We start from the raw sequence: 8390 nt of genomic DNA on the forward strand, positions 1-8390 counted from the left end.
GGTTGGAACAAGAGTCTGTGAATGCGATGCCTATCTTATTGTTCCTAATCTGAGGTACTTTGAGTTGGTATTCAAATAGTATTCGTAATATAAATTTAGATTCTGTTATAAAAATTTACTTTAATCTAGCCCAGTTTTCTAGTCATTCTCAATAATTAAGATTTATTGAGAATATAGTCTCTCAACCTACAAACCTCTAACCCTTTTCAAGACTCATTTCTAGCTGATTTTCTTACATCGAACTCAGGTGTTATCGGAGGTTTCAACTGCATTTTGTGATCCATGGATCACATTTGTTGATCCAGGAATATTTGGGGATTGTGATCTTCGGCGCTATTTTTATGGCGTAGTTGACAAGTAGCCTTGACGATACTTCTTTTTCTTTAAGGACGCTGCTTCTCTTCTTGACCATTGCTTAACAGGAGTCAGTTGTGGAACATCTGTAAACTGGTAACTCAACGATTCATTTCCACTTAACTTTGCTACTACATTAGCAATAAAGCGACAACAGCGTTCTGGCTGACTAACTACTTGTTCCTCTGCAAACCTAATTATTACCCATCCAGCATCCACAAAACACTTGTTCCTATAATCATCATCGCCAATAAAATGTGTTGGTTCTCCTGTAGAAAAACAATGGCTTTCATCCACTTCAATATCAAGATGTAACTCAGTATTTGGTTCTATAATTGCAAAGTCTGCGGTATAAGGGCGGTCATGACCATTTGGTAGCATTTCTTGTTGCGATCGCACCCAATCACCAAAATAATATTTAAGCACTTGTCCAAACCGTTCTTCAGAAGCACCCACAGTCACGCTACCACTACCATTCGGTTTAATACAAGGAGAAAGATTTTTAGTATCAGCGAAGGTGGGAATTAAAATAATAGGATAAACTGGAACTGATTTAGTCACCATTGTTGCGTATAAGTAACAACACTACCAATACCTTTTGATTAAGGGGAAAAAGTTATAATTCCTTTACCCAGGCGACAAAGTAAATTGTGGATTAATCAAAAAAGTATTGATTATACTCCTATTATAAAGACAATATTCTTACTCTAAACCTGTAATTAAATCTATTTTTATTTACATTCTGCATCTATCATTTGATAGAAAGAAATTACGTAGTTTAATCCTAGCTAAAACCTCAAATTATCATTAGAATTTGGCTATACAAATCAGATTTGAATCTTGTTATGTTGCTGAAAATCTCATCAATGTCAGCCAAAGTTTTGGCTAATCTGGATTTTCAAAGATTCAATAATCATACAGAATTGGTATCAATCTAGTACAGCACGGCATAAGTGAACCCACTATTATAATTGGTAAAAACTTTGTATTTAGAATCCTTGTAAAAGGTAGACGTATTTACGCCAAGAGGTAGTATTAGTCTATTATAAAGAAGTAATTGACGGATATAAATTTGCCAAAAACTATAAAATTTAAAGCTTCTTGATTTTCATAACCTGTCAAATTTATTTTGACAGACTACTAGCAACTATTTCAGATATCTGAAAAGCTCAATGCAGTATTCATTTTGACTTTCGCACTGCGGTACTAATCCTATAAAAAGCTTCTGGATATAATAATATGGCATCCTTATTCTTAGCAAAACTGACTAACTTCATCACCACAGGAGAGCCTGTGATTATTTGTGAATCTCCTGTACAAGAAAGATATCGAATGCTCCGCTCTCTTTGCCAGTATTGCTCAAAAATCGGCATTAAGTGCTATCTATGGAATTTGGGACAAGAGATAATTAAGGAAATTGAATGCCTAAATAATATAGATTTAAGTTTCAAAGATTTTTATGGTTATACTCTAAATCCGACACAAGAACTTAAAGACTACTTTAGAATTTTGAATTTTTGGGAATGTTTTCAGGGAGAAGGAGTATTAATCATCGAGAATCTATATCCTTGGATTAGTGCTAATGTAACCCAAGAAACGCAGTTTTTCTTGATATCTGAATGGGTAAAATCAAAGTTGCTCAATCTTTCCTTCTCCCAATCTGCTGTTGGTAAAATCAAATGCGCTATTCTTTTAGGTTCTCAAGCTAACTTACACCCAGAACTTGCTGCTCAAATTCCTGTAGTCACTCAAGAATTACCTGATATCTCAGAAATTACTGCAAGTCTTAATGAGGAAGCAGAGGGAATTTTACCATCAAATTTGAGGGAAATTGACAAAATTACAATTGTCCGTAGTGGGATTGGATTATACATTTCCGATTTAATAAAAGGGCTAAAATCACTTCATTCTCATGATAAAAGTGTAGAAACAATAGCTAAACAACTACTCCAATATAAAATCAATTTGCTTAACAGACTTTATGGAATTGAGTTTATTCCTACTCCCCAAGTTCCCTTGGGAGGATTAGATTTGATGCAGGAGGCTTTTAAGAAATTTAAAAGATTATTTAGTCCCCTTGCTAAAGCCTATAAACTCAGAGTTCCTAAAGGTATAATGCTAGTAGGTCCTCCAGGTACGGGTAAATCACATTCTGCTAAAGTATGCTCTCAAATTTTAGGTGTTCCCTTGATTTTAGTAGATTGGGGTAATTTGAGAAGCTATGGTAATGAAGCAGAAAGAAGACTGAAGCAATTACTAAATTTAGTAGACTGTTTGAATGAAGTTGTTATTTATTTTGATGACTTTGATAAGGGATTTGCTGGAGATGATGATATAGCTAGAAGGTTAGCAGGACAGTTACTCACTTGGATGCAAGAACGTACCAGTGATGTAATTGTAATCGCCAGTGTCAACCGGTTGGAATGGCTACCACCAGAATTAACTAGGGCAGGCAGATTTGACTACATTTATAAAGTAGACCTGCCTAATTATGGAGAAAGACACAGTATTTTTAAACTTCACTGTGCTAGATTTGATGATAGATTTAGTAGTGATGTTTCTGGTAGTATTGACCCTTATAGTCAAGAGGAATGGCGACGACTGTTGAAAGAAACTAATCGTTGTGTAGGTGCAGAAATCCAAACTATTGTGGAGAGGGCTGCGGCTACTACTTTCTGTCAAATGTTTCCAGAAGATATACCTGTTTCTCGCAATAGTAAATTACCACCATTGGAGATTTCAGTGGCGACGTTGTTAGCAGAACGTCAGCAAATTAATCCATTAGCTATTAGAGAAGCAGATAAGGTGGAAAGTATGAGGAATAAAGCTGAACTTCAGGGGTTGCCATCTTCGACCGTAGATTCATCGGAGTATGCAATTGGTAATATAGATATATTTGGTGGTTGAAGTTATCAGAAAATATGGAATAAGTAGGTGAACTAACACGCAAAGGGGTTAGGTGTAGTCGAATATTATGGCGATGTGGGCAGAAGTGGTTTAAGGACTAAAATAGAAATATAGAGTTAGGAGATTTTGGTAATGTCATTAGTGATTGCAGATGAATTTTTAGACGCTTCCCAGTTAACCCCTACGGAATTTTTACAGGAGATTGCATTACATTTATTTGAGTCGGGGCGATTAACTTTTGATTATGCAGCTAAAATGGCACAAATGGAGTCTGATGCTTTTCGGGATTTACTGAAGGCACGTAAAATACCTTTATATCATTATGATTTGGAGGATTTTGAGATTGATTTACAGAATTTACAGGAGTTGGGAAGATTGTGATTATTAGTGATACTTCTGTGATTACTAATTTAATTAGTATTGAGCATATTTTTCTATTACAAGCACTTTATGAAAGGGTGATTATTCCTCAAGCAGTTTATGAAGAATTATCGAGGTGTCATCCTCTATTTTTAAGCGAAATACAAGCAGAAAAATCTCCTTTTTTGGAGGTTAAAACTGTGAAAGATAAAAATAAAGTATATGAATTAAAACAACAAGCTAAGTTAGATAATGGGGAGTCAGAGGCTATTATTTTAGCATTGGAGTTAAAGACTGATTTATTGTTAATTGATGAACGCAGGGGAAGGGCTGAGGCACAACGGTTAGGAATTAGAATTACGGGATTATTGGGGGTTTTATTAGAAGGGAAAAAGAGGGGTTTTATTGTGGTTGTTAAGCCTTTGATGGATAAGTTGATTGAAAATTCTACTTTTTGGATTTCTCCGCTTTTATATGACAAGATTTTACTTTTAGCACAGGAAAAGGAAGGAGAATAATGGGTAATTATCAGGGTTATTAAAAGTATAGTGAAGACACCTCAAACATTATTTTTAGCTTGGCAAGACTCTAACAGTCGCTCTTGGTTTCCGATTGGTAGGTTAACGTTTGATGGTACAAGGTATAAGTTTGTTTACACCCAAGGCGTAAAAGCGGCAGAACAGATGTGCAGTTTTACACCTTTATCTTCTTTTCCGCACTTGAATGAAGAATATACATCAACCCAATTATTTCCTGTTTTCTCTAATCGGTTATTGCCTCGTTCCCGTCCTGATTATGCAAGTTTCCGGCAATGGCTGAATATTCCAGAACATGAAGATGATCCAATTGCAGTACTAGCCCGTAGTGGTGGACAACGAGAAACAGACACACTCACCGTCTTTCCCTGCCCAGAACCAGATGCAGCAGGACAATATCAGCTGCACTTTTTTGTACATGGGCTGCGACACCTGCCACAATGTGCAATTGAGCGGATTAATCGCTTGGAACCTGGAGAAAAATTATGGTTAGCTCATGAATTTCAAAACTCCTCTGATTCCCAAGCATTAACTCTTCATAGTGAGGATCACCACATCGTAGGCTATTGCCCACGTTACTTAAAAAATGAAGTTTTTGAACTTCTTGAACGCGACCCCAGTTCAGTAATACTACAAGTAGAACGTGTAAATTTACCACCGACACCGCTCCAATTTCGGCTACTGTGTCAGATAACTGCTTTGTGTAAAGGCGACTTTCGCTCATTTTCTAATCCAGAGTATCAGCCGCTCAATCAGGAAGACTTAATAGCAGCAGTTTAATTTATAGCAGTTGCTAAGATGCTTAAGAAATCGTATTTTGATTTAAGAGGAACAGAAAAATACCCTAACAATTGTGGTAACTGTTATAACTAAACCAGCTACACTTACCGGGATTGAAAACTATTTGGAGGCGTATGAATAACTGGACTGTAGAACAAATTGTGTTTCGGTGCAATCGCCTTTCTGTACGTCTTGAACGATTGGCACAGAACTTTCTGCAAATGGCATCTTTCAGTTTGGATGGGGTTAATGGGGAAGCTGCACTTGGGATTGTTAAAGAAAGTAAAGTACTTTTAGAACTAACAGCGATTGATTTAGATGTAGACAGTGCGTTTGAACTGGCTCAAATACAACGTCAATTGTCTCGATGGCATATCCATTGGTTGGAGACTTGGGAAAGTGATTCTAGTCGTCTCCAAATTTCAACTTTGTCTCAAACCTGGGCAAATCGAATTAGGGAGATAGCAGTAGTTCTGGTTTAAGGTTTCTAATTTAGACTTACATCGTTTATTGAAATTTGACCCCAGAACCAGGAATTTCAAATCGAACCTTGCCAATCTAAGTATTTTAAAATACCTTGGCGACAAATTATCGGCATGAGAAATCGTATGATTCATGCGTATTTTGATGTTGATTTAAATATTGTCTGGCAAGTAATCACTCAAGATTTAGGTTCACTTTTAATTGAGGTTGAAAAGGCAATTAAAGATTTAGAAACCTAAAGAAAGAGTCAGGGACTAGAAAGACAATGTACATAATTAATTCTGTTCGATTACTTACTCTGTGCCCCTGTGCATCTGGAACGTGAGATAAAATTATCCCATAATTTAGTAATGGCAAATTTATTATATCAATTGATAGATGTTGCCATAAATTTTATACCAATGTTTTAGAAACAAGTGTTGAAAAAAGAACACATCATTTTATATCTGCAATTACGAAATTTGATAGCTGACTCAGAGAAGCAGGATAGTAGAAAATGATGCTTATTCGTAAGTAATTATAAAGATTGAGACATGAGAATACACAATAGTCCTGATTGCAGTAATTACCAAATTCCCCAACAAGAGGCGATTGAGGTTTATCCAATAGTATCCCAGCGTCGTCCAGTTGATAAAAAAAGTTCAATTTTCTTATTGGTAGCAGCAGCAACAGCATTAGTGTTGGCAAATACATCCATTAATCATCTGTTAATGTCTGTTTTAATCTTGCTAACTGCCATCATCGCAGCATTTCCCAAAGTAGCAAATAAATTGCTGACTAAATTTGAAAAATTGCAACGCCGTTGGGGAATCAACTTTTATGCCATTTTAGTTGGTATTATCTGTATAATTTTAACTTTTGATTTCACCACAACATCAGCAAATGCCCAATTTTTTAATGGCGCACAAACATGGATGACAGGAGCTTTTGCAGGAATGCCGGCTGATGCCGTTGCACTATTTTTTAATGTTCTTAGAGCATTGTTTTTGCTGTATCTTGGTATTTCCTTGGTGAGAATTGTCAATGCTGCCAGAAACGATGAAGATTGGCAGAATTTAGCGAGAACTCCGCTGATCATCAGCGTTACTATTGTAGTTGGCGATATTCTCACAGGTTTGATTACTGGTAATGCGGCTTAAATAGCTCAAAAAAAGAGGGGTTGAACTCTTTCTTAAAGAGTAGCTTTTAGAGATTTACAGCAGATTCCAGATAAGCGAGGTACAGAATCTAAGTTAAAAGCCAGACAATAAGACAGTTTTAATTTTGACTCCAGATCCTTGAATTTTTCTGCATAACGAGCGCTCGTTTCTCAACAACTTCTATCACTCTTGGATGAATTCACTATTTTTCGACAATACAATGGACAAAATTTCAGCTTTTCTCTCAGTCTGATAATACCAGTTTAGGTTAAATTTACATCTTCAAAAACCTCAGATAATAGAGATGATGAAGCGCAAAGAATTTAGAACAGTCAATCGAATTTTGGGGGAACAGCCGAGAATTGGACCATTTCCAGCAGATCAAGTTTTTCCTTGGACGGCTATTGCACTGATTACATACTTAATCTGCAAACAAAGTCTTCAAGCTTCTTGGTTAGTGACTGGATTAGTTATCGCTTGGGGGTGGGGAACTTGGTGGACTCTGACCAGTAATAAAACCTGGTTATCAAAGTTTCTCACAGTCCCCAGAGTTACTAGAGGATATAAACGCTTTTATTCCCTAATTCAAGAACCAGAAATACTAACATCAACTGCAAAAAAAGATGGTCGTGCCAAATTCAAAATAATCCCGCCCACAGGCTAGGTAAAAAAATCAAAACTCGTTGCATAAGTAGGTTAACAGAAAAAATTAAAGGTATGTGAAGAAGCAAGGTCAAACTCTTTCCCCCTGCGCCCTGCCCCTCCTCCCCTGCCTTATCCCAACAACAATTTTTAACGCTCACGTACTTAGATGCGGGATAAATTAGAATCTGAAACTATCTAAATTTCAAGGCTTGCATCCTTTTAAAATTGGTCAAAGTCAGAAAAAATTACATTATTTGAGTACCGAAATCATGACAATTAATTCTTCAACGAAAGAGAAAATATCTAAAGATAAGGTAGGAAATAAAAATATCTCTGCCCAAGAGATTTCTGTAGCCAAACGTCTGACTCCTTTTGAGGATTTAACTCATATTGCAGCGATCGCTAATATCTCCATAGCCGGCAGAAAAGATATTGGTGCGATTATCCTCAAGCGTAAAGACGATATTCAAATTAAATTCTGCTTTGATTGCCAAGGTATCCATTCTTCTCTCCCAGAAAGTCAAATTTTACCAATTTTTGCGGGCATAGAAGCCGGACTGAAAGAAATACCCTATGGTGAATCTTTAACCTTCCATCTGGGTTCATTTACCAATGATCATGAGCGTCAACAGGAACTAAAAGCATTAGAAGAAAATTGTCGCAGTAATGAACTGATGCTGTTAATTCGGTCAGAAAGGTTGCGAATTAGAGATTTAACAAACCAAGGCGATTCCTACGGAGCGCTTCGCTATCGCAAAAACAAATTTTTGAGAATTTACTGTACCTACACTGTTGCTGAAAATAGTGAAACAGCGGACTTTGTAGAGAAATTTATTCTCCAAGCTAAAGAAAGTTGGCATAAATTTACTGGACAAATTCACGAAGTGCGACATCAACGCATTGAATCAATTCTCAAAAATAGCTTTACATCTGGCTTTCAGCTATGGGAACAAACCCTCAATAATAAAATGGGGTTGAATATTAAACCCTTGGGTTCTCAGGAACTGTGGGGAGTAATTTGGGGACAATTTAATACCAGCAAACCTCCAAATATTCCGCACTTGCTGACTTTAGATGATGATGGATTGCGGGAAGAACAGAACAGCGATTTTCATATCCGTCACTTAATTTTAGAACGAGAAGCATCAGTTCCTTTTTTGGATAGAGCTTGGGTAAATTTACAACC

General features: G+C 36.5%; 9 protein-coding genes and 1 pseudogene. 9 read left to right on the forward strand and 1 reads right to left on the reverse strand.

The genetic code is table 11. From position 1 onward, the window contains the following. Positions 1 to 339: 339 nt before the first annotated feature. Positions 340 to 918 (reverse strand): hypothetical protein, encoded by a 579-nt coding sequence (locus tag FJR11_RS23075; RefSeq protein ID WP_168507993.1) that lies wholly within the window; start codon positions 916 to 918, stop codon positions 340 to 342. 675 nt (positions 919 to 1593) lie between these two features. Here FJR11_RS23075 and FJR11_RS23080 point away from each other — a divergent pair. From FJR11_RS23080 to FJR11_RS23120, 9 genes and pseudogenes are all read left to right on the forward strand, one after another. Next, entirely contained in the window at positions 1594 to 3261 is a 1668-nt protein-coding gene (locus tag FJR11_RS23080; protein ID WP_168507995.1) for an ATP-binding protein, read from the forward strand. 132 nt (positions 3262 to 3393) lie between these two features. Then, a complete protein-coding gene (locus tag FJR11_RS23085; RefSeq protein WP_168507997.1) occupies positions 3394 to 3642 on the forward strand; it encodes a UPF0175 family protein in 249 nt (82 codons plus the stop codon). Further along, on the forward strand, positions 3639 to 4139 hold the full coding sequence (locus FJR11_RS23970; RefSeq protein ID WP_371417613.1) for a DUF3368 domain-containing protein: 501 nt from the start codon (positions 3639 to 3641) through the stop codon (positions 4137 to 4139). The genes FJR11_RS23085 and FJR11_RS23970 overlap by 4 nt, the downstream gene beginning before the upstream one ends. A gap of 30 nt (positions 4140 to 4169) precedes the next feature. Then, the gene (locus FJR11_RS23095; protein ID WP_168507999.1) at positions 4170 to 4937 is read left to right on the forward strand and encodes an HIRAN domain-containing protein; all 768 of its coding nucleotides are present in this window, start codon (positions 4170 to 4172) and stop codon (positions 4935 to 4937) included. 134 nt (positions 4938 to 5071) lie between these two features. Continuing rightward, positions 5072 to 5419, forward strand: coding sequence for a hypothetical protein (locus tag FJR11_RS23100; protein WP_168508001.1), 348 nt, complete (start codon positions 5072 to 5074; stop codon positions 5417 to 5419). A gap of 60 nt (positions 5420 to 5479) precedes the next feature. Beyond that, on the forward strand, positions 5480 to 5659 hold the full coding sequence (locus FJR11_RS23105; protein ID WP_371417614.1) for a DUF86 domain-containing protein: 180 nt from the start codon (positions 5480 to 5482) through the stop codon (positions 5657 to 5659). A 294-nt stretch (positions 5660 to 5953) separates the two neighbouring features. Continuing rightward, positions 5954 to 6559, forward strand: a complete 606-nt coding sequence (locus FJR11_RS23110; RefSeq protein ID WP_168508003.1) for a hypothetical protein — start codon at positions 5954 to 5956, stop codon at positions 6557 to 6559. Positions 6560 to 6863: 304 nt separating this feature from the next. Beyond that, positions 6864 to 7223: a hypothetical protein gene (locus FJR11_RS23115; protein ID WP_168508005.1), complete on the forward strand. Its 360-nt coding sequence runs from the start codon at positions 6864 to 6866 to the stop codon at positions 7221 to 7223. A 250-nt stretch (positions 7224 to 7473) separates the two neighbouring features. Continuing rightward, a pseudogene (locus FJR11_RS23120) lies at positions 7474 to 8390 on the forward strand (hypothetical protein); the annotation flags it as partial.

The organism is Anabaena sp. UHCC 0187, from assembly GCF_009712035.1.
Lineage (GTDB): Bacteria > Cyanobacteriota > Cyanobacteriia > Cyanobacteriales > Nostocaceae > Dolichospermum.